This is a genomic window from Peribacillus sp. S4, assembly GCF_046715815.1.
Taxonomy (GTDB): Bacteria; Bacillota; Bacilli; order Bacillales; family DSM-1321; genus Peribacillus; species Peribacillus frigoritolerans.
In genome coordinates this window covers 1,004,288-1,025,792 of sequence record NZ_CP175708.1, presented here as the reverse complement: position 1 = coordinate 1,025,792, position 21,505 = coordinate 1,004,288, and the positions used below count along the sequence as shown (strand labels likewise).

Sequence of the window (21,505 nt, the reverse complement as noted above, 5' to 3'; positions counted from 1 at the left end):
CGACTATTATTTAGCGGCATTCAAACGATCTTCTGCCGATTCAGGTTTGTCCGTTTCCTTATTATAATTACCATGCTTCTCCTGAACGAACAGCATCGCGAATCCCCCAAGCACAGCGGCGCTTGCAATTGCCGCGAAGTTATACTGGGGCTGCAAGTTCATTGTAAGAAGAATACCTACGAATGTTGGAGCCACTATCCCCCCCATACGTCCAAAAGCCATGGTACTGCCTAGAGCCGTGGAACGCATTTCCGTAGGATAATACTGGGAAACAAATGCATTTGACATATTCTGTACACCCACCGATGCAGCACCTATTACTGAAATAAGGCCATATGCGATAAATGGCCTGTTCGTGAAGCCGATGAGCGATAGGGCAATCGCACCACAGAAGAACAGGGGAACAAGTACTTTCTTAAAGCCCAGTTTATCCACCAATCGGCCAAATACGATGGTCCCTACAATAGCTCCGATTTGCATGACCGCAATAAAGGTGAGGCTTGATTTAAGGTCATAACCAGCCTGCATCATAAGGCGTGGAAGCCAAGTATTCATCGAGTAAATCAAAATAAATGCGCTGAAGCAGGAAATCCAGAACATTACGGTGCTTATTGCACGTTTTTGTTCAAACAATTTTATAACAGGTGAACCTGGTGTTCTCTCATCAGGTTTCTTAAGTTCTATTGCCTCTTTCAAGTTTATTGTTGGATCAATCTTGGCAAGAACGCTCTTGGCTTCTTCCACTCTACCAGTTTGAATTAGGAAGCTAACAGATTCCGGTATGATTTTGATTAACAATGGAAAGAACAAAAGAGGGATTCCCGCGAGCCAGAAAACGGGCTCCCAGCCAACAGTCGGCAGAAGCGACCGGCTTGTAAGTGCAGCCGCTATAGCTCCAACCGAATAACCACAAAAAACGAATGACACGAGAGCAGAACGGATGTGCTTAGGTGCAAATTCAGTGGTCAAGGCAATAACATTTGGCATGACTCCCCCTAGGCCAATACCTGCAATGACCCGAAAAATTATAAACATTGTCGGTCCATTGGCGAACCCAGATAGCAGTGTGAAAAAGCTGAAGAGGAAAATGGTCAACAAGATAATTTTCTTCCTGCCCAATTTGTCTGCAAGTAACCCGAATATGATCGCGCCGGCCGCTGTACCCATTACCGTATAACTACCAATTGCACCTGCTGTCACATCCGATATTCCCCATTCCTTAATAAGGGATGGAACGACAGCCCCGTAAATGACAACATCATATCCATCAAACAAAATGACGAGAAAAAGCCAGAAAACAAGCCAAATATGGAATGAATGGATGCGGCTTCCGTCAATTACTTTCATTGGGTTAATCAACTTCATTATTATTGCCCCCCTTTAAATTTAGATTTCATTTAACAAATCGTACCCTGCCCCAATAGGAAACGCTTTCATTTTTTTTGCAACCTCTGTTCCCTCCTTTTTTAGTATCTGACTTTTCCGTAATCTAATTTTATTAGCTGGCGGTAAGGATTGTTAGCCACTTAATGTAGGAAAAAAGAAGTTTATTTTCAGTTATTATGTAGTCTATTCGGATAGTGCAACCTATCCTAACTAGTAAAACAGCTTAGTGATATATAAGAAAGAAGACGTTCGCTAATTTAATTTGCACAGTTTTCTTCTTAGACTTCAATCATTCGACTAATATTTATATTGTTTTAGAAAAGCAAGGAACTCCGTTTTCAAATCTCCCTTGATATTGATCTTTTTCGATTCCTTAACAATTTATAAAGGGCGAGCCCCCTATGGCTACTAGCCTTGTTTGTTATGGCCTTATCAGTATCTTCTACCGAGTCTACTATTCATTTGAAAATTTGCTTGTTAGTTTCGTATTGATGTTTATGTAGAGTTTTTTCTTTCTACTTTTTCGTTTCTTGTTTTACTGAGATAAAAATTTCGTATTTCCATTGGAATCCACTGCACACTAAGAAATCCTTCCGTATGATTCACGGAAGGATTTGGCTTCAATTCATTTTTCTCTCTTTAGTTTAGTTCTTTTTATTTTCTTTACCTTTTACGTGTTTATCTAAGAAGTTAATCAAGATTTTCATGACTTTTGGTTGCACCCAGTGAGTTCCACCATGGCCAGCACCTTTTACAACATAATAAGTTGAATCAACCCCTTTGTTAATTAAATTTTCGTGTAATATTTCAGTTTGATTTGGTGAAACAAGTGTATCTTTATCTCCGTGCATGATTAAGAACGGGGGTGCATCCTTAGTGATATATGTTATGGGGTTTGCTTTGGCTGCTTTTTCAAGATCATCAAAAATCGAACCACCAGGGCTCATTACGGAAGGACCATTTACCCACATACCTTCTGGTGCGGAAGGAGATTTGTGAAGGGTCTGAATCTCTTCTGAAAAGCCCTCTCCAACTCTCGTTAAGTCAGAAAGCCCATATAAATCGATAACCGCTTTCACATCACTGCTTTGATCTAGATTTTCCCCTTTATCGAATTCCGCCAAACCATTTGTTATTCCAGCAAACGCAGCAAGATATCCGCCAGCTGAACTACCCATTACAACGATATTCTCAGGGTCGATATTAAATTTTTCAGCATTGGCACGCAGGTAGCGAATACCCGCTTTCACATCTTCAAGTGGTGAAGGGAAGGTACTCTGAGGCGTAACCCGATATTCAATACTAGCGACAACGTAACCTGCCTTTGAAATGGTCATTCTTTGTTGTACAGACTTATCGTTATTAGCTGACATGAATCCACCTCCTGGTACAAATACAACTGCAGGAAGTGGTTTTTCACCTTCAGGCTGTAATATATCCATTTCTAGTGGAACATTGGAATCACCATAAATAGGTTGCTGAGAGTAAACAACATCTGAAATTAAATTAACAGAAGGATCCTTAATAGGGACTTCTAACATTTTAGCCTTGTTGTCAGCTGCACTAGCAAGTGGAGTAGCAACAGCAAGAATACCAACCATTAGTAAAGAAAGAAAGGGAGCCTTTTTTATTCTCATTCAATTATCCTCCTAGAATATTTTTATAATAACCCATAGGATGTATTGATTTATTTGAACGCTTACTTAATCTACACTCTTACTCAACCAAGTCCATGAATTGTACCCTCCTTTATTAGGACCAAACTGTAATGGAAGCGCCGACAAATCAACAGATAGTCTCTTATTAAATTGCAATTTTTTCCTTGTCTTTATATTAATAACTTGCGTGTAAAATTGTTAGCCGCTTTCTGTAGGAAAAAGGAAATGTGTTTTTGTATGTTTTGAATACTAACCTGGAAGAGAACATATTCCCTTCTTTTCAAAAGAGATTCATCGAGGGATTTACTTATCTCTAAAATCTCCTACAGGAAGCTTCAATCAAATGTATATTTATAATAAACTACTTATACAAGGGTTCTGTCGACTAGGTTTTTTGTCAAAATGCTGGCGTAACCGCTGATATGGATCGATGATGAAAACACACATGTGGAAATTAAGTAGAGATTTAAACCGCTTAATTCCTAGAAGAGTAACAAAGAATTTTCTGACGAGTCTTTCTTTTACTAAACCAATTTACAGTAGTTACGTTTTGTGATTAAGAGATTGATTACAAGTTTCTGACTGCCCACCAGGTATCAAGCCTTCGCATTCCCATTAAGAATTTTGCATGACGAAGGGTAAATGGGTTCATTTCCGCGAATGTTACACTTATATAATGAGATGATGCCTATACTATCTTCCTGTTTTCTGGAAAAAAGAATGAATTTATTGTGTTTTAATGGGAAATTCCTTTATAATGCGCATTAGATGATTTTTTAGCATTGAATTCGAGAGGAGACTGAAATATGAAGAAACTATTGTACCCAATCATCATTGGATTATTGGCAGTTGTTCTAACGGCTTGTGGTTCGAACGATGAAGCTGATAAGAAAAATGACGAGAAAGAGACTAAAACAACTGAGAAAGAAACGGCTAAAGCAACTGAGGAACAGCAAAAACAGATGGAAGAAATGCAAAAGAAACTAGACAAGCAAAAGGTTGATGAAAAGAAAACGGTAGCCATCGTCAATGACGAAAAAATTTCAGGTGCGGAATATAATACCGTGTTATCCACCACACAAATGCAGATGCAGCAATTCGGACAAGACCCAACATCCAAGGAGGGCGCCAAACAAATTAAAGAGCAAACGCTCACCTCTTTAGTGGGACAAAAATTGCTGCTTCAAGCAGCTGATAAAAAGGGCTACACAGCTTCCAAGGCTGAAATTGAAAAGCAACTTGCCGAAATCAAGAAGCAATATGAGAGTGAAGAGAAATTCAAGGCGGCATTGAAGCAAGCAGGTCTGAATTCGGAAATGCTGAATGCGCAGATCGCAGAGAACATCCCATATACGAAGTACGTTGAAAAAGAGATTAAAGTAGAAGAAGCAACTGATGAAGAAATCCAAAAGTATTACGACCAGGTTGCGGAGCAAGCTAAAACAAGCGGACAGAAGGTACAGAAACTCGAAGAAATGAAGCCGCAAATCAAGGAACAACTAGAGCAGCAAAAGAAACAAGAAAAGCTTGTGAAGCATGTCGAAGAACTTCAGAAAAATGCTAAAGTCGATATTAAGATTTAATGATGAAAAGAGCTGCCGAATTTGGCAGCTCTTTCTTTATGGTCTTTGGTCCCCCTGCTAACATCCACGCTTTTTCAATTATTTATTCACCAGTTCTAGAGAAACGAGCAATTCTTTCACCTATTTCATCTCGAACACGTTGGAAGGTTGCCCATTTCTCTTCATCTGTTCCTTCCGCTTTTGCCGGGTCATCAAAGCCCCAATGTTCACGTTTAACATGCGGTGGTGTCATAGGACATTTGTCAGCCGCATCGCCACATAATGTAACGACAAAATCAGCATTATTCAATATATCTGGGTCAATGATATCCGATGTTTGATTGGAGATGTCCAATCCAACTTCATTCATTGCTTTTACTGCTTTGGGATTTAACCCATGGGCCTCGATTCCTGCACTAAGCACTTGCCATTCGTCACCTAAATATTTCTTCCCCCATGCTTCTGCCATTTGGCTTCTGCAAGAATTGCCAGTACATAAAAAGTATAGCGTTTTCTTAGCCATGCGGTTTCTCTCCTTTGATTGTAAAGTAAGGTTTAATGAATAATTTGCAGCCATATATATAAGCCGGCCAATGTGATGAACAATGTTGGGATGGTTAAGATGATTCCCGTTTTAAAGTAAGTTCCCCATGAGATTTTCACGCCTTTTAATGAAAGGACATGCAGCCACAATAACGTAGCCAAAGAACCAATCGGTGTAATTTTCGGGCCCAAGTCCGAACCGATGACATTTGCATAAATCAGGGCTTCTCTTATTGCCCCAGTTGTATTCGTATCTGATATCGCCAGTGCATCAATCATTACGGTTGGCATGTTATTCATAAGTGATGAAAGGATAGCTGCGATGAAGCCCATCCCGACAGTAGCAGCGAATAATCCTTGATCAGCTGTTACTTGTATAAGGTCAGCTAAAATGTTCGTCAATCCAACGTTTCTCAATCCATACACCACGACATACATTCCAATGGAGAAAAACACAATCGCCCATGGTGCACCTTTGATAACGGTTTTTGTGTTGACCGCTGGACTCCGTCTTGCCATAAACAAGAAGAAAATGGCGATAACACCTGCAATGATGGATACAGGAATGTTGAAAAATTCACTGATAAAATAGCCTACCAAAAGAATGCCTAAAACAATCCCAGACAGGCGAAACATTTTCACATCCCGAATGGCATCGACTGGCTTCTTCAATTGAGCCATATCATAATTCTTCGGAATGCTCTTTCTGAAGTACAAATATAATACCAGGATGCTTGCTGCTAATGAAAACAGGTTGGGAACGATCATTCTAGATGCGAACTCAATAAACCCGATATCAAAAAAGTCCGCAGAAACAATGTTGACCAGATTACTTACCACAAGCGGTAAGGATGTAGTGTCTGCAATAAACCCACTCGCGATGATAAATGGGAAGATCATTCTCTCTTCTAACTTCAAGTTTCGAACCATCGCCAATACAATCGGAGTTAAAATGAGAGCGGCTCCGTCATTTGCAAAGAGCGCAGCAACTAGAGCACCGAGAATGCTCACATACACAAACATCCTTACTCCATTTCCCTTAGCCGCTCTAGCCATATGCAAGGCAGCCCATTCAAAGAAACCAATTTCATCTAAAATCAAAGAAATAATGATAATAGCAATGAACGCCAACGTCGCGTTCCATACAATACCTGTAACAGTAATTACATCGTTGAAGTCAACAACCCCAAATAGTAAGGCAAGTACCGCCCCCCCGCATGCTGACCAGCCGATTGACAATCCCTTGGGTTGCCAGATGACGAATGTCAACGTCAGCAAAAAGATGATACTAGCTAATATAACTGTACCCACTGATGTTCTCCTCCTCGTTAGTCACAACAAATCCGTTTTCCTTGTGCTGTTAATTCTTCTAATTTAAAGTTTTGACTCGGCAAGTCCTTGATGACCGTTTGAATAAATGAGTAATACGAGGATGATTGGTTTAACGAGTAGAATATCCATTGTCCCCTTCTCGCTTCATTCACAATTCCGCTATCTTTCAACTTTCGTAAATGTTGGCTTATAGCCGGCTGGCTCATCTCGAATAGATCCACAAATTCACAGACACAGCATTCATGCTCAGACATGATCTTAATCATGGTCAAACGGGTTTTATCTCCTAATAATTTAAGAATGTTTGCCGTGGTTTCTATATCCAACGCCCCATTCATTGCCTTCCCCCCTCCTGGCCCAAATTAAATAAGTATATGCTTATGTGATTATTCAACATTATTTTATAAGCATATTCTTATTTAATCAACCATTAAATATTTAACAAAATAATTTATAGTATGCTAAAAAGATGTTTCATAAAGGGTGTTGTTGATTTTCTTGATGAACTAACGGAGCAGGATAGTTGCAGGCATACGTTAGAGTACTGCAAAGCTACTCTTAAAAAAATTGTGTCATTTACCTATGTGGAACATAACTTAATGTAAGTAACCCTCCTTAAAACTTATAAGGAGTAATTGTATGTCTCGTGTTACTGGCGATTGTGGGGGATTTGATGAAGGTTCTGCCTAGTAATCGCTTATGCGGGTGTTTATGGTTATAGCGCTGGATTTGCCACACCCTACGGAAATAGTGCATTTTAAAAAAACGAACTCATGTTGTAGCTGTTTTTTAAAGGAGTAGTTAGAGTGTTTTTTAGACACCAAGAGGGAATTGGTGCAGTGAATCTGTCAACTCCTTATCCTCCCTTCGGTTCGGTACCGTTGACAGAGGCCATATTTAGCTCATTCTGAAATAAGAAGAGAACGAATAAAGTCTGATTGCAAGAAAATGTATTACCAAAAACCCTTGAACATAAGTTAAATTTTAACTTTTCTAACATTGTTGAATGAGGGAGCAATTGTATGAATAACACCTATTCAAAATCAGAACAAAATGAACAATCGCCAATAAGTCCTAGTCTCAGACTTGGGCTAACAGCTGCTATTCTTACCACTATTGCAGACGGTCTGTCAGCATTAGCAATTTTAACTGCTATGGATGAGGCAATCATTGATTCAGAAAAAGAAAAACAAGATCAAAAAGAATTAGATGAGAAGCTTGAAAAAATGCAACAGCAAATTGACAAATTAACAAATGTATTAACAAAAAGAGGCGTGAGAACAAAGTAAATTATCATTGTGTATATTCTTCTTCAAATGTAAAAATTACGACAGTTCAACACCGCCAAAATTCCCCTTAAGGAAGTAGGTTCAACTAAAGGGAAAGTTTATAGTTGAATAATAATGTTTGGTCTTTGTTCAACAATCGGGCTATTTAATAAAACAGTGGATTTTAGTTAATATGACCTGAATGATAAGTACATTCCCTTACCAATTGCATAGGGTAATTTTATAAACTGTGAAGGGATTGAGAAAAATGTACTATGTTCCCTATATGTATCCGTATCAATATCTTGATTATGTCAATGTACCAATGTATAACTATGGAAGACCGTCTGTTTACTGGAATTTTCCTAATGAGTTAGAGTATGCAAACAGATATGATTCTTTTCGCTCTTCCAACAGTAATGGAAGTGTTTTTTTAACAGATTATGGACCAGATCCATTTGTCGTTAATATCAATGAAGCAACGAAGCAAAACAATACCTATCGTACTGCTTTATGGACAGGAACACATTCACAAGTTACTTTGATGAGTCTGAACGTTGGCGAAGATATCGGTTTGGAAATACATCCTAATGTTGACCAATTCTTACGCATTGAACAAGGCCAGGGCATTGTTCAAATGGGCACGACTAAAGAAAATTTAAACTTTGAAAGAAATGTCTATGATGATTCTGCAATAATGATACCTGCTGGTACATGGCATAATCTAATCAATACAGGTAATATTCCTCTTAAACTTTACGCAATATATGCTCCTCCTAACCATCCATTTGGTACTGTTCATGTTACCAAAGCAGATGCATTTGCTGCGGAAGACGGAAATGGCAATGGAAAAACAGTTGGTATGACCCCAGATGAATGGATACAGTACACGGAATTTTTGGTAAAGGAAGGATTAGAGGATGTTAAAAGAGGAATAAATTCCACGCACATTCTTCAAGAATTTATTCTAATGGGAGTTCTTGTAGGGAAAGGATATTCTCCTGAAAGAGCATATGAAACAGTAGAGGAATGGGAACGTACAGGAGAATCCAAACTTCTTCAGCAAAGCAAAAATATGTATAAATAGAGTGAAAACTATTATGATGCAAGCTGAGGACAGTTCCCTTAGCCCTTTTAAAGACCACGGGTAGAATCAGAATTATCATGGTGAACCGATCACAAATAGAAATTGTTATTAATAATGAATATATCGAAAAGTTAATATGAAATATACTAATATTGAGGACAGGGAAACCTGTCTTTTTCTTATTTATCTAGAAAGCGGTTAATACAATGTGAAATAAATAAAAAAAATCAAGGATATAATATAACTAACAATAGATAAAATCGGGGTGGGAAAATGCCTGAACATATCGAAGTAATTTTGAGGTCAATTACTTCTTTCAGTTTATTACTAGTAGGAACAAAAATATTAGGTAAACAAACGATATCTCAAATGACAATGTTTGATTTTGTTGCAACAATTTCGCTAGGAGCTATTGCAGCGAATTTAGCCTTCAATACTTCTATTAAGGTACATCATACAATCATTGCATTTACTATATATATAGCAATTATTTTCCTGATGGCACTTATTTCATTAAAAAATAGTAAAGGAAGAAAATTTCTGGCTGGAGATCCCACAATTGTGATGCAAAATGGAAAAATTTTAGAAGGAAACATGAATAAAATGCGATATACATTGGATTATTTAAATCAACAACTAAGGGAAAGGGATATTTTTAACATTGAAGAGGTTCTATTTGCCATAGTTGAAACAAATGGAACGTTAACAGTACTAAAAAAGCCGCAATTTAGGAACGTTACAAAACAGGATTTGATGGTTCCAGTAATGCCTGAACAGAAGTTACCTATTGAACTTATTATGGATGGAGAAATAATTAAAGAGAATTTAGAACAAAATAATATAACGTTTTCATGGTTAGAATCAGAGTTAATAAAACGTAATTTATTAAAACATGATGTTGTTTATGCAGTACTGGCTGCCAATGGTAATTTGTATGTTGATACATTTAGGGATCATATTCATTCCCCTATTGATAAAGAATAATTATTGATTGGAACACAAGAGTTTCGTTAACAACCATTCTTCATTTTGTAACTAAAAGTAAAAACTATACATAAAGAAATCCCCTTAAGTGGTTTGTTTTATTAACTCTATTCAGGAAATCCTAACATCCATAGGGCACGAAAAAAGCCCACAATAAGTTTTCTCTTCTATTTGTTCAAAAAAAAATGTTTAACAAGGCCTATAAAAAGACCAGCCTGATTCATCTGACTGGTCTTTTGGTTTATTCACAACAGGAATTATTTTTCATTTCCAATCTCGCTAGAACGTGGCTGCCACAGCAAGAACGATCGTTTGTTTCAGTTGCAGGAATATCAGAATCGCAGGAATTAGATGCAAGATTCACACTGCAAACTCCTGTTTCAGGCAGTTCCAAGTGTCCTTCTTTTGCCCCCTCTACATCCCCTGTGAGATAAGCCACCACGGAACGGACTTGTTCGTAGCCTGTTGCCAGTAAGAATGTAGGTGCTCTTCCATAACTCTTCATCCCAACAATGTAGAAGTTCTTTTCAGGGTGCCGTAATTCCTGTTCACCATGCGGTCTCACCGTTCCACAGCTATGAATATTGGGATCAATTAGCGGAGCAAGCGTGTCTATGCTTTCCACAGCTGAATCAAGGTTTATCCTTATTTCTTTTAAAAAGCTTGTATCGGGCCTGAAACCCGTACTCACCACCATTTCATCGATGTCACCGATTGTGAATTCTTCTCCGTTTAGTTCTCCTACTACCGTGATTTTATCGTTTGTTGGATACACTTCATTAATATGAAAGGGAGTAAGAATATTGATTCGTCCAGACTCCACTAATTGCTGAATTCTTATGCCCAACTCTCCACGAGCCGCCAACCCGTCGTTTTCTTGCCCACCGGACACTTCATGAATCTGTTTTTTACGAAGAACCCAGTAGATCTTTGTATCCGAATATTTTTGCTGTAAAGTGGCCAAATCCAATAGAGCATTTATGGCAGAATGACCGCTTCCAATCACCATGGTGGTTTTATTTTGATATCGGTTTTCCAGTTGTTCGACGTTAGGAATGCCATAGTGGATTTGATTGTGTAATTGTCTCTCCGCATTCGTCCAAATTCCATTTGAAAGGATCGGGTTTGGATTGGTCCAGGTACCTGAGGAATCAATCACTGCTTTTGCTTCAATGACTTTTGTGTCACCATTCACTTCTAAATAGAGTTGAAAGGGAACTGTGTCTCGTTTTCCTGTTTTTAATTTATCGTGAGTCTTTTTGGCAACACCGACTACTTTTGCCTGTAACATAATCCGTTCTTTTATTTCTGGAAGGTTACTTAGCGGCAGAAGGTACTCTTCAACCAGTTCACGACCTGTTGGCAAAGCATTTTCGTCAGGTGACATCCAGCCAGCGTTCTCCAGTAAATCCTTTGCTGCTTTATCGATGTTATATTGCCATGGAGAAAACATGCGAACGTGTCCCCACCCCAACATGCTGGAACCAACCGATTCGCCCGCTTCCAATACGATAAACTTCTCCCCTTCTTTTAGTAAATGAGCGGCAGCGGCCAGCCCCACAGGACCTCCACCTATAATTGCTACTGGTAATGCACTTTTATCGAATTGACCCATCATTATTCCCTCCTATATTTTCATTTCTTAAAAAAGGTTGTAGTTTGCAAGTATTGTCGAAAAATTATACTACCCCCAAGGAGTAGTACAACATACGGAAGACTTCAGCATTTTATCATTAAGCAATTTCAGGGAACGCACGACGGATTCCTTTTCAAACTCATTCATCGTCTTGAAAATCTCATTCAAGTAATCATTCATTTGCTGATCGATGGTTTGATTGACTTTCACGCCTTCATCGGTCAAAGAAAGGATGAAAATTCTCCGATCTTCAGCATCTTGCGTTTTTGTGACCAAATTCAATTTTATTAGGGATTGGATTTGTCGACTGAACGTCGTAATATCCGTTCCCAGGGTTTCTGCAATTTGCTGGATGGAAGCCTTATTTTGTCGGTTTATTTCGTACAGAATATGGCTTTGAACGAGGGATATCTCAATTCCATCAGCGCTGCAACAATTTTTATTCAATAATCCAAAACGTCTAGTCAAGAGTTGGAAGAGACCTCTAAGGTTTTCATTTTCCATTACTTTCACCTCACTTTATTTATACGCTAATTATTTGCATTTTGCAACTATTCGATTCAACTATTTTTATGTTGATCCTTTTAGCTTATTAAAAGCCGTCATGAAATTTCGGTGAGTTTGCTCGCCGTAATAGCACGCTTCTCCTTTGAAAAAGTTCTTTTCGATGTATTTCTTTGCATTATCCGCCACAGGTTCACGCAATGCTAAAACAAGATTGAAATAGGCATCAAAATAACTGACAGACAATATGCTTGAATGGTTCACTGTCATAATACTCCTACCCCCTAATTGTTTACAGTAATTTCTCCATAGCCATCACATCGACAAATTCACCGTCTAATATTCCCTGGTTCTTAAACACTCCCACTTCTCTATACCCCCGTTTTCTGTACAATCCTTGCCCAATCTGGTTAAAGGGGAAAGTGAATAACACAATCTTATTGAAGTCATTTTCTTTTGCGTGCTTTTCGATTGATTGCAGCAATAAACCGCCAATCCCTTTTCCTCGATGATCTCTCGAGATATATACGGATAAATCGGCAACCCCTTTATAAGCATTACGGCTGTTATATTGATTCAAGGAAGCCCAACCGACAATTTCCCCATCTTGCTCGGCGACAATCAGCTTATATCGCCCGATATGCTTGGCAAACCATTCCTCCATGTAGGCTTGATCCTTCGTTTCCGTTTCCAACGTGGCAATTCTATCCTCAATCCCCTGATTGTATATATCTTTGACCGAGTCCAAGTCTGCTTCAATCGCTTCACGAATGATCATAACATGCCTTTCTCCTTTCGTTTGCCAAATGATTTCTTTAATATTCTTAGTTGATTTATAACATCAATAGTTGCAAGTTGCAAATATTTTGTTTTTTACAGGATCACTATACGAATAAAAGTGCTTGAAACAAGAAAACTGCCGAATGACCGGCAGTTTTATCAGCTTTATAAATATTTACGGTGAATGCCTTTGCCATCATAGGAAAACAGGACTTCTTTTCCTTCTATGACTGATTCCATATGCACGGAGCGGCCCCAAAGCTGATGGATATATGGCATGACTTTTTCGAGATATTTCAGATCCAGCTCAATATCTTCATACCAATGTTTTAGATAAAGTTCCCCATTACGCATGAAGTCCCCATCGTTAACTGTGATATAAGGGAAACCTCCGTTAACCCTCATGCTCACGAGTTGATCACGAACATGTTCCCATGCCTTATCGACGATTTTATAATCCTTGCCCTGCTTTTGGAATAGGTACATATCCTCCCGCATGACCAGGTCCTTCGTCAAATAATTGCGGAGAAAGGAAATATCCGATTCGATTTCCCTGACCTCGAACATCTTTTCCCGGCCAGATCCTGGCTTGACGCCGAGCCTGATCATTTCTTCGGTCGGATTATCATAGCGTTCTTCAATATCTTCAAGCACTTTCAATCCAAGATAATAAGGATTGATGCTGGTCCGTGAAGGCTGCACGACACCTGCGTTCAGTTTCGCGAATTCAATGGCTTCCCCTGAGGATAGATCCAATTCACGGATAATGCGCTGATGCCAGTAGGATGCCCAGCCTTCGTTCATGATTTTCGTTTCCAGCTGCGGCCAGAAATACAGCATCTCTTCCCTGATCATCGTCATGATATCCCGCTGCCAATCGGTTAAATCCCTGCTGTACTGTTCTATGAAAAGCATAATATCCTTTTCTGGCCTTGGCGGGAATTTCTTTCTTTTTTTAATGTTGGATTTCTGCGGTTTATCCTTATTATCAAGATTCCATAAATCATCGTATTGTGTGGCTGTCGGTTTTATTTCCTCTTCTTCTTCCTCATCTTCCATCGTCCAGGCAAGCTTCGGTCTCATCAGCGACGGATCGATATGTTCTTCAATGGCTAAAAGTGCATCCAGGAAGGTTTCCACTTCCTTTTTGCCATGAAGGATTTCATATTCACGGATTCTTTCTGCCGTTGCCGACATACTTTCTACCATATCCCTCTTGGTATTATTGAAACGTACATTATTCTTAAAGAAGTCACAATGCGCCAAAACGTGGGCAACAATCAATTTATTTTGTACAAGTGAATTGGAGTCCAGCAGAAAAGCGTAACAAGGATCAGAGTTAATGACCAGTTCATAGATTTTACTTAATCCAAAGTCGTACTGCAGCTTCATTTTATGAAATTGCTTTCCAAAGCTCCAATGAGAAAAACGGGTCGGCATCCCGTAGGCACCAAATGTATAAATGATTTCTGAAGGGCAAATTTCATAGCGCATCGGGTAAAAATCCAACCCGAACCCCGTTGCTATTTCTGTAATTTCACTAATGGCATATTCCAGAGCCTTTTGCTCCGCTTCATTCATCCGATATCCCCCTTGTCTTCCGCCTTTAAACTAATGTATGAAAAAAAGGAGGAAAAATGCCGTGATCATGAGTAAAGGTCCTCGATAACAGAAAAAAAACACCTCCATGAAGAAGATGTCAGGCCAAATGTTTCATGCAGTTCTGCACTCAATCCCTTTGATATTAAAATTTTGCTAATTCCGGATTCACAGCCTCTTTTTTCATTTTTGAACGGATCCAGGAAATGATGAGCGCTGCAATGATGACAAAACCTAAGTATCCTGTGATTGGGTATACCGTCCCAACCAATTTAATAAAGCCAACGAAACTTGCAAGGAAGGCGATAATCCCGACTATAATCACGGATAATTTAAATCGTTTCGTTTCCGCAGGCACCAGCCTGGCGGTGAATGCATACAGCATCCCGACAGCTGTATTATAAATCATTCCTAAAAGGATGATTGATAGGATATATCCCAACCATGGAGAAATCTGATTCGCTAAATGAAGGGTAGGCATACCAGAGCCTTCTATGCCCTTCAAGTCGGACATCATCCCCAAATTGATTAAAAATAACAGGATCCCCAATCCGATCCCCCCCAGGATTCCACCCATTCCAGCCTGTTTCTTATTCTTGAAGGTCCCGCCCATTACGGCCAGCATTGCAATTCCGGCAGTCATATTATATGAAATATAAAGTAATGAACCCATCAACCAATTTCCGGTAGCAGCCGTTCCTTTACTTGAAGATGAAATGATTTGATTGAAACTTAGATTGGATGTGAAAAATGAATAACCTGAAATAATGATCATGATAACGAATAAAAACGGTGTGACGGCACTAATGATGGACATTATTTTATTAACATTAAGTAAAAGTGTACCAATCGTGAGCACCGTCATGACGATTGCACCGACCATGCTTGGAATCCCGAATTGTTCCTCAAAAATCGTTCCGGAGCCGGCAATCATGATGACCGTAACGCCAAACAAGAAAAACGTGATGATAATATCGACCACCCTGCCTATAAAGCGGCCGCAAATATGATCGATGATGCTTTTATGGGAACGTGTCTGGAGAGTGCTCCCCAACTGGGTAACTTGCATGCCCAAAAACGCGAATAAAACTGTCGCCACCACAATACCCAATACACTGTAGATTCCAAAACTCGTGAAGAACTGTAACACTTCTTGTCCTGAAGCAAAACCTGCTCCAATGATGATTCCAATATATGCTCCCGCAAGATTTATACTGTTTTTCATATCAAATACCACCCTAATTATATGATTATTCTGACAATTCAAGTTATGAGAATATCTTTCTTTTCTTCATTATCCTTCCGGCTTCAGGGGCAATTGCCCATGAAGCCGGAAGGTCCTTTAATTCCAACTCTTATTTATTGGTATATCTTTTACTATAGGAAGTGAATTCATCGACCGCTGTGTAATCGACTTCATAGCCAATGCCTGCCGCTTTTGGAACGGTTATGACCCCATCATTCACTGTAACCTCTGGTTGGATGATGTCTTTATGCCAATAATTCGCGGATGCTGCCGTATCACCAGGCATCGTGAAGTTATCAAGTGTTGTCAATGCGATATTATGGGCACGACCCACACCAGATTCCAACATGCCACCGCACCAAACCGGTACATTCCTTTCTTTACATAATTCATGTATTTTCATTGCTTCCGTTAAACCGCCAACCCTGCCAATCTTAATATTAATGATTTTACAGCTTCCCAATTCAAGGGCTTTTCTAGCATCTTCGACGGAATGTATACTTTCATCCAAGCAAATCGGTGTTTTGATTTCCGCTTGTAATGTGGCATGATCGACAATATCATCCGATGACAAAGGTTGCTCGATCATCATTAAATCAAATTGATCAAGTTGTTTGAGTAATTCAATGTCTTTCAGCCGGTAAGCGGAGTTTGCATCTGCCATGATCGGGATATCGGGATATCGATTGCGCACTTCCTTGATTACGTCTACATCCCAACCTGGTTGAATTTTCATTTTGATTCTTTTATATCCATCCCTCAATCCAGCTTCTATCTTTGCCAGTAATTCAGGTACCGTTTTTTGGATGCCGATACTGATCCCAACATCGATTTTTTCCAGCTCCCCGCCTAAAGCCATACTTAAAGGGATATTCTTTTCTTTTGCGTATAAATCCCAGATGGCTCCCTCGATAGCCGATTTTGCCATATTATTTTTACGGATATGCGAAAACATATCCGATACATCACGAGGATGCTCTATTTCTTTATCCAATACAAGCGGAATCAGGAAATCCTCCAGCATGGTCCAATTGGTTTTTATCGTTTCTTCGTTATACCAAGGTGCTGAAAATGCCACAGATTCAGCCCAGCCTGAAAGTCCCTCTCCATTTTTCACTTCCACAAGAATGAACTCCTTATCCAAAAACGTTCCAAAGCTTGTTGTAAAGGGAGCTACCAAATCCATATTTAAATGACGTAAACGCACTTCCGTTATTTTCATCCCGATTCCCCTCTTATTCTTGTTTTTTTAATAAATAGTTTTGAATGTTTTCACCTTGTTCCCGTTCAATCCCGGCTGCAACATATCCTTTGGCAAAAAGAACTTTGAATAATTCACCGGTTTTTAACCGCCAATCAATCGCAAGGCGAAGATCAGATTTTTTGATTTGTTGAATATCCGTCGGAATGGGGATTGCGATCACCTCGGCATTGGTTTCGAAATGATAATCCTTGATGTAAGGAAAGCCTTGGTCATTCATTCCTGTCGTTACGATGTGTATGGCTTTATCAAGAAGCGGAGTCTCTTCCTTTGCTTCCTGCCGTATATTCCATTCCACCATGAATCGATCAGTGGAAAGTCCTTCATTGAGGGTATCCTTCATATTTCCATAACAATCTTCCATATATGTAGAGCAAACAGCTTTTAGCTTACCGATATTCAAGTTTGCATTCACACTTTCCAATGGATCATATGTCCATGTGATCAAGTCGTAGCCCTTTTTAAGTGCTTCTTCTTTTTGTGCAAGTTTAAGTAATCTGCCGTAGCCCTTCTTTTGATGGGCCGGATGGATGGCTAACATATGTGAACAAAGATATCCCCTTCCGTCCTTGAATCCCGGGAAACTGTATTGAAACCCGACTAACTGGCCATTGATATAGCCGCCTAATACAAGCCCGCCGTTTTTGACAGCCGTAATCGTCTGATGGATGGGAACGCAATCCATGCCCCATACAAGGGCTTCCAGCCGCTGCACTTCTTGTAGATCCTCTAGTCCGGAAAGGGATTTTATGATGAATTCTTCAGTCATGTAAGTGGCCCTCCCCTCCATATTTCTCGAAAGTGAGTATGATGGCTTTGGCCAGGATTTCAATTCCCGATAACAAAGCTTCCTTGTTGAATGTCATGTTCGGATGATGGAGCCCTGGTGCCAAATCACAGCCCAATCCAAGCATCGTCGCTTTGAGTTCAGGTCTTTTCAACGTATAAAAATGAAAATCCTCTCCTCCTGTTGTAATGACAGGCGCTACCAAATTTTCTTCTCCAAGTGTATCGGCTATCGCTTCAGACATTATTTCCTGGGCTTGATCGTTCACGGTTGCTGCAGCAACACAGGTTCCCGGTTCGAGTTTCACTTCGACTCCATGGACAATGGCCAAAGATTCTGCAACCTTTTCCACCTTTTTGGTGAGCTCGTTCATCACTGCATTATCCTGTGCCCGTAAATCCAATGAAAAAGTGGCTCTCCCCGGGATGATATTGGAACTTTCACCGCCAGCAAAAAACTGCGTCATTTTTACGGAATAAGGGATGGACGGATTTAGATGGATTCCATTTAACAAAGTGATGAATGCCGCTCCTATCTCGATGGCATTCTGCCCTTGATGCGGTCTGGCCCCATGCGCATCAGTTCCCGCTATTTCACCTTTAATGAACTGAGCGGCTCCATGCACAATGGCTGGCGCCGCTTGCCCATCTTTCACTTCCTCAACCGGTCTTAGATGCACTCCATAAAGGAAATCGACATTATCCAATACTTTTTCTTCAATCATCTTCAAGGCGCCCGTACCTTTTTCTTCAGCAGGTTGGAAAATGAATTTCAGCTTGCCTCTTGGACGAAAGCCCATTTCCTTCAATACAAGGAATACTCCCAGTGCCAAGGTCATATGACCATCGTGTCCACAGGAATGATTGGCTTGAAACGTCCCTTGCACCTCCTGCCAAAGTGCATCGATATCCGATCGTAATCCGACCGTGAAATCCCCATCCCCGATTTCGCCTACCACACCTGTACAGTCCTCGAATGTTTTTACCGTACACTGATTCCCCGTTAAAATACTTGAAATGAAAGCTGTCGTATTCACCTCATTCCAACTCGTTTCTGGATTTGCGTGTAAATGGTCAAAAATATCGAGTATACGCGGTCTTAATTTTTCGATAGTTTGTGTGATATCCATTTCTGTCTCCCCCTTACCGGTTTAATGGGCATGTTCACCAACTGATGGATGTTTTATCTCAAAAGAAATAATCGTCTTGATTGAACCCATCATATATAGCTTTTCTTTCTTTGAACCCTTGTTCATCCTTAATCGTTACACCAGCGACTAAACTATTCAATAAAGAGAATAACACTGGTGCCGTATCGATCGTGGAAGTCCTTGGTGTTGAAATAGGCAATAAAATGTCAGTGTATTCCGCAATCGGAGCCAGTTCGGAATCCGTAACCCCAATTACAAATGCACCCGCTTTTTTGGCCATTTCGGTTATTTTCACAGTCTCTTTAACATAGCGATGAAATGAAATGGCTACAAAAACGGAATTTTCAGTCATTTTATTCAACATTAAAAATATATCATCAGTATCAGGCCGATATAAATGAACCTCTTCCCTAACAAGCCTAAGCGTAAAGGTTAACCAATGTGCTGCCGAAAATGATAAACGGTGTCCGGAAATCAAAACATTGTCAGCTGCCGCCAATTTATCGACTGTTTTGGCGAAATCTTCAGTTGATAAATTTTTCATGGTCTTTTCGATGCTGATGATATCCTGCCCCATCACCTGAGCCATGAAGTTTGGCTGACTCGCGGCTTCAAGTTTTGAAGAATGATATTCATTCAAACTGCTGCTCTCGTATATCAACTGATTTCGTATAAGGTTTTGAAGCTCTGCATATCCGCTTAACCCCAATGAATAGCAAAAGCGGATGATGGTCGTTTCACTCACCCCAATGTCTTTTCCGAGATTTTGCGCTGAAGTGACTGCAAATGTATGTGAATGCACCAACAAGTATTTTGCTACCTTTTTTTGACCAGTAGATAAACCAGGGAATACTTCTTTAACTTTTTGCTGTAAATCCATAAAACATCCCCTCTGAAGCAAGATATGAATCTGATACTTTTTATATGACAATATGAAGTATAAACTTCATTAATAATAGTGAGTATTTTATCACGGGACTTTTAATAAAACAATAATATTCTGAATTTTTATAATAAGATGGTGGCAATGTCCTTCAAGCACAAAAAAACAGAGATGGACTCCATAGTTTCAGTTTGGCGAAATAAGATGGGGTTCGGAGTACGAGGATGGTTTTTTCAGTCGGCGAAAAGGGAGCGGATTTCTGCAATCACCTGAACTTTAATAAAAAAACTGCAGGCAAACTGATTTTTCATCGAGTTTGCCTGCAGTCTGAAACCACGAAGGTGAACTCCGTAATTTTCCTTCATTTATTTTTTATGACGCTTTGCGTAGCCACATCGTTTACATAATTCTTCAACTGCACATCTTCTTGAGAAACCATCATACATATTTTTAGCCCGTTCACCATTTAAAATGTCTTCAAGTGATGTTTCGAATATATTTCCAAGCGGTATTTTCCCTTCACTATCCAAACAACAAGGTACGACTGTACCATCCACCAAGATACCTAACTGATCTCTAAGAGCATAGCAGAAAATATTTTCATCGATAATGTCACGGTCCAATTCCGGCCACTCGAATTTTTCGGCCATGTTTATATAAACCCGGTCCCTTAACTTAATATTATTCTTTTGCTGAAGAGCTTCACTTAAGCGAATGTCCAATGAAAGCTTCTCCTCCAGCATGCTCAGAATATCATCGTTCAGGCCATTACTCGCTTTTAATTCAGCCGTATCCATATTCCATAAACGAATGGCACAGATCACTTCACTTTTTTCATTTGCTTCATTTATAAAATCGGCAATATTACTGACATAAGAGTCAAGACTATTGGTCGTATCGTTTGCCTCAAAGCTATGAAGTGAAATATTCACCTGCCGGAGGGCTTTTTTGGAGAGCAGTTTGTCTTTGACCTTTTGAATCAAAGTACCGTTCGTTGTAATATTAACCTTCAGGTCATTTTCAGCACTGATATCCAGGAATGTACCCAAATTTTTATTTAAAAACGGTTCACCCATCAGATGAAAATAAATATGATCGGTGTGTGGTTTGATTTTCTTGATAACATCCGTAAACCCTTCGGGATCCATGAATTTAAGGGTCCTTTGCAAGCTGGAACTTGGGCAAAAATTACACTTCAAATTACATATATTCGTAATTTCCACATAAACTTTCTTAAACTTTCTCATTTTCTAATACCCCTACAATCAAGCTTATTGTTTCAATCTGATACTAACTATACTGGTTAGCTGCCCATAAATGCAATGAAAACTTCATGGCAGCTGACCGTATTGGAATAACTACGAATCCGATATCCCCCTTTTCCGGACTACTTTTAAAAGAAATCAGAAAAAAACATCTTCTCGAGGTGAAGATGTTCGGTAAGATGCCTACCTGGAATTTCGGTTTTTGTCCTGATCTCATTTTCCTCTTTGCTCCGTAACCTTCAAACTAAGTAATTTTTCATTTTTCAAATCATGTTGTACGGTCACGATGACATTGAAGTCCTGACCTTTATCTTCGACCAAAAATCTGAAATCGTCTTCGACGAGATTTTTCGCTACAGTTTTTCTGCCTTTATATTCGTAGTCAGTAATCTCAACTTCAGGATAATCTGCCTGCACTACCGTAATCGCAATCTTTCCGTATTTTTCGTAATCGGGTTTTTGGGCCTGTGCTGAAATGGATCCTGCTTGTATGATTAAAAAAATCCCCATTAGCATCACGATGACTTTTTTCAAAATCTTTTCCTCCTCATACTTTCCGCTTAGTATTATTATG

At 39.5% G+C, this 21,505-nt stretch carries 21 protein-coding genes; 4 read left to right on the top strand and 17 right to left on the bottom strand.

Features of this window, described 5'->3' with window-relative positions; genetic code table 11:
• Positions 1-6 precede the first annotated feature (6 nt).
• Both ACJ9PY_RS04910 and ACJ9PY_RS04905 read right to left on the bottom strand, forming a co-directional pair.
• Positions 7-1,365: an MFS transporter gene (locus ACJ9PY_RS04910; protein ID WP_411739582.1), complete on the bottom strand. Its 1,359-nt coding sequence runs from the start codon at positions 1,363-1,365 to the stop codon at positions 7-9.
• A 665-nt stretch (positions 1,366-2,030) separates the two neighbouring features.
• Entirely contained in the window at positions 2,031-3,023 is a 993-nt protein-coding gene (locus tag ACJ9PY_RS04905) for an alpha/beta hydrolase fold domain-containing protein (RefSeq protein ID WP_411739581.1), read from the bottom strand.
• An 827-nt stretch (positions 3,024-3,850) separates the two neighbouring features.
• Here ACJ9PY_RS04905 and ACJ9PY_RS04900 point away from each other — a divergent pair.
• Complete coding sequence (locus tag ACJ9PY_RS04900; protein ID WP_411739580.1) at positions 3,851-4,627, top strand: SurA N-terminal domain-containing protein; 777 nt, start codon at positions 3,851-3,853, stop codon at positions 4,625-4,627.
• An 82-nt stretch (positions 4,628-4,709) separates the two neighbouring features.
• On the opposite strand, the gene arsC is transcribed toward ACJ9PY_RS04900, so the two are convergent.
• From arsC to ACJ9PY_RS04885, 3 genes are read right to left on the bottom strand one after another with little or no spacing between them, the layout of a single operon-like run.
• Positions 4,710-5,129: an arsenate reductase (thioredoxin) gene (arsC, locus tag ACJ9PY_RS04895; protein ID WP_063596739.1), complete on the bottom strand. Its 420-nt coding sequence runs from the start codon at positions 5,127-5,129 to the stop codon at positions 4,710-4,712.
• Positions 5,130-5,161: 32 nt separating this feature from the next.
• Complete coding sequence (locus tag ACJ9PY_RS04890; protein ID WP_411739579.1) at positions 5,162-6,460, bottom strand: arsenic transporter; 1,299 nt, start codon at positions 6,458-6,460, stop codon at positions 5,162-5,164.
• A gap of 17 nt (positions 6,461-6,477) precedes the next feature.
• Positions 6,478-6,819 carry an ArsR/SmtB family transcription factor gene (locus ACJ9PY_RS04885; protein WP_057275669.1) on the bottom strand — a complete coding sequence of 114 codons (342 nt, stop codon included), beginning with the start codon at positions 6,817-6,819 and terminating at the stop codon, positions 6,478-6,480.
• A 684-nt stretch (positions 6,820-7,503) separates the two neighbouring features.
• Between ACJ9PY_RS04885 and ACJ9PY_RS04880 the strand changes: the two genes are divergently transcribed.
• The 3 genes from ACJ9PY_RS04880 to ACJ9PY_RS04870 all read left to right on the top strand — a co-directional run bounded on the left by ACJ9PY_RS04880 (position 7,504) and on the right by ACJ9PY_RS04870 (position 9,820).
• On the top strand, positions 7,504-7,770 hold the full coding sequence (locus ACJ9PY_RS04880) for a hypothetical protein (protein ID WP_057275668.1): 267 nt from the start codon (positions 7,504-7,506) through the stop codon (positions 7,768-7,770).
• A 247-nt stretch (positions 7,771-8,017) separates the two neighbouring features.
• On the top strand, positions 8,018-8,836 hold the full coding sequence (locus tag ACJ9PY_RS04875; RefSeq protein WP_411740237.1) for a cupin domain-containing protein: 819 nt from the start codon (positions 8,018-8,020) through the stop codon (positions 8,834-8,836).
• Between the two features lie 273 nt (positions 8,837-9,109).
• A complete protein-coding gene (locus ACJ9PY_RS04870; RefSeq protein WP_057275666.1) occupies positions 9,110-9,820 on the top strand; it encodes a DUF421 domain-containing protein in 711 nt (236 codons plus the stop codon).
• A 241-nt stretch (positions 9,821-10,061) separates the two neighbouring features.
• Here the strand turns inward: ACJ9PY_RS04870 and ACJ9PY_RS04865 are convergent, their stop codons facing one another.
• From ACJ9PY_RS04865 to ACJ9PY_RS04810, 12 genes are all read right to left on the bottom strand, one after another.
• Positions 10,062-11,438: an NAD(P)-binding domain-containing protein gene (locus ACJ9PY_RS04865; protein ID WP_411739578.1), complete on the bottom strand. Its 1,377-nt coding sequence runs from the start codon at positions 11,436-11,438 to the stop codon at positions 10,062-10,064.
• Positions 11,439-11,504: 66 nt separating this feature from the next.
• A complete protein-coding gene (locus ACJ9PY_RS04860) occupies positions 11,505-11,960 on the bottom strand; it encodes a MarR family winged helix-turn-helix transcriptional regulator (RefSeq protein ID WP_411739577.1) in 456 nt (151 codons plus the stop codon).
• A gap of 66 nt (positions 11,961-12,026) precedes the next feature.
• Positions 12,027-12,230, bottom strand: coding sequence for a hypothetical protein (locus ACJ9PY_RS04855; RefSeq protein WP_411739576.1), 204 nt, complete (start codon positions 12,228-12,230; stop codon positions 12,027-12,029).
• 22 nt (positions 12,231-12,252) lie between these two features.
• Entirely contained in the window at positions 12,253-12,738 is a 486-nt protein-coding gene (locus tag ACJ9PY_RS04850) for an arsinothricin resistance N-acetyltransferase ArsN1 family A (RefSeq protein ID WP_264640406.1), read from the bottom strand.
• 167 nt (positions 12,739-12,905) lie between these two features.
• Complete coding sequence (locus ACJ9PY_RS04845; protein ID WP_063577218.1) at positions 12,906-14,321, bottom strand: SpoVR family protein; 1,416 nt, start codon at positions 14,319-14,321, stop codon at positions 12,906-12,908.
• A gap of 163 nt (positions 14,322-14,484) precedes the next feature.
• Complete coding sequence (locus ACJ9PY_RS04840; RefSeq protein WP_411739575.1) at positions 14,485-15,564, bottom strand: hypothetical protein; 1,080 nt, start codon at positions 15,562-15,564, stop codon at positions 14,485-14,487.
• Positions 15,565-15,694: 130 nt separating this feature from the next.
• Entirely contained in the window at positions 15,695-16,807 is a 1,113-nt protein-coding gene (gene menC / locus ACJ9PY_RS04835) for an o-succinylbenzoate synthase (protein WP_411739574.1), read from the bottom strand.
• Between the two features lie 13 nt (positions 16,808-16,820).
• Complete coding sequence (locus ACJ9PY_RS04830) at positions 16,821-17,615, bottom strand: GNAT family N-acetyltransferase (protein WP_336058504.1); 795 nt, start codon at positions 17,613-17,615, stop codon at positions 16,821-16,823.
• Positions 17,608-18,756, bottom strand: a complete 1,149-nt coding sequence (locus ACJ9PY_RS04825; RefSeq protein WP_411740236.1) for a M20 peptidase aminoacylase family protein — start codon at positions 18,754-18,756, stop codon at positions 17,608-17,610. The genes ACJ9PY_RS04830 and ACJ9PY_RS04825 overlap by 8 nt, the downstream gene beginning before the upstream one ends.
• Before the next feature lie 64 nt (positions 18,757-18,820).
• Positions 18,821-19,663 carry a MurR/RpiR family transcriptional regulator gene (locus ACJ9PY_RS04820; protein WP_328129679.1) on the bottom strand — a complete coding sequence of 281 codons (843 nt, stop codon included), beginning with the start codon at positions 19,661-19,663 and terminating at the stop codon, positions 18,821-18,823.
• Positions 19,664-20,031: 368 nt separating this feature from the next.
• Positions 20,032-20,913, bottom strand: coding sequence for a radical SAM/SPASM domain-containing protein (locus ACJ9PY_RS04815; protein ID WP_034315057.1), 882 nt, complete (start codon positions 20,911-20,913; stop codon positions 20,032-20,034).
• 231 nt (positions 20,914-21,144) lie between these two features.
• Positions 21,145-21,465 carry a DUF3889 domain-containing protein gene (locus tag ACJ9PY_RS04810; RefSeq protein ID WP_411739573.1) on the bottom strand — a complete coding sequence of 107 codons (321 nt, stop codon included), beginning with the start codon at positions 21,463-21,465 and terminating at the stop codon, positions 21,145-21,147.
• Positions 21,466-21,505 lie beyond the last annotated feature (40 nt).